Genomic DNA, 707 nt, shown 5'->3' on the forward strand with positions numbered 1-707 from the left:
GGATCAAAGTCAGGTTGGCGACTCCCCGGGGCTTAACGCAGCCTCCCACGTCCTTCATCGGCTCCTGATGCCAAGGCATCCACCGTGTGCCCTAAAAAACTTGGCCACAAAGATGCTCGCGTCCACTATGCAAATCTCAAACAACAAACAGCGACCGAAACCCGCCCCACCACCGAACACCCGCCGAGAAGAGGTACCCCTCATCCCCGGCCGAGCTGGTCTGGCAGGAGGTCGRTCCCGCACGAGGTCAAACAGACAGCAAGCCCGCCTCAGCGGGCCCGCCYGGTCCGTTTCCTCAGGACCCAACAGTGTGTTCGACCAGTCCAAGCCCCCGCGAGCCGGCGTTCCCACTCCCRCCCCTCCGAGGAGGGGAAGGCGGTACTAACGGCCCGGYGAACCCGGTCCGATCGAGTAGCCAGTGCTCCACTAATGAGCGCGCCGAGCGTGAGACGTACGCTCACGGACACGGCATGGGACCGGCAGCCACCCCGAGAGGCGGGCCTGCCGAACCGGTGCTCCTTAGAAAGGAGGTGATCCAGCCGCACCTTCCGGTACGGCTACCTTGTTACGACTTCGTCCCAATCGCCAGCCCCACCTTCGACCGCTCCCCCCGGACGAGTCCGGTTGGGCCACGGGCTTCGGGTGTTGCCGACTTTCGTGACGTGACGGGCGGTGTGTACAAGGCCCGGGAACGTATTCACCGCAGC

At 64.4% G+C, this 707-nt stretch carries 2 rRNA genes; both read right to left on the reverse strand.

Annotation, left to right across the window (positions count from 1 at the left end):
* Positions 1–106, reverse strand: a 23S ribosomal RNA gene (locus CA984_RS44245); the annotation flags it as partial.
* A gap of 417 nt (positions 107–523) precedes the next feature.
* A 16S ribosomal RNA gene (locus CA984_RS44250) occupies positions 524–707 on the reverse strand; the annotation flags it as partial.

It is taken from the genome of Streptosporangium minutum (assembly GCF_002149035.1).
Taxonomy (GTDB): Bacteria; Actinomycetota; Actinomycetes; order Streptosporangiales; family Streptosporangiaceae; genus Streptosporangium; species Streptosporangium minutum.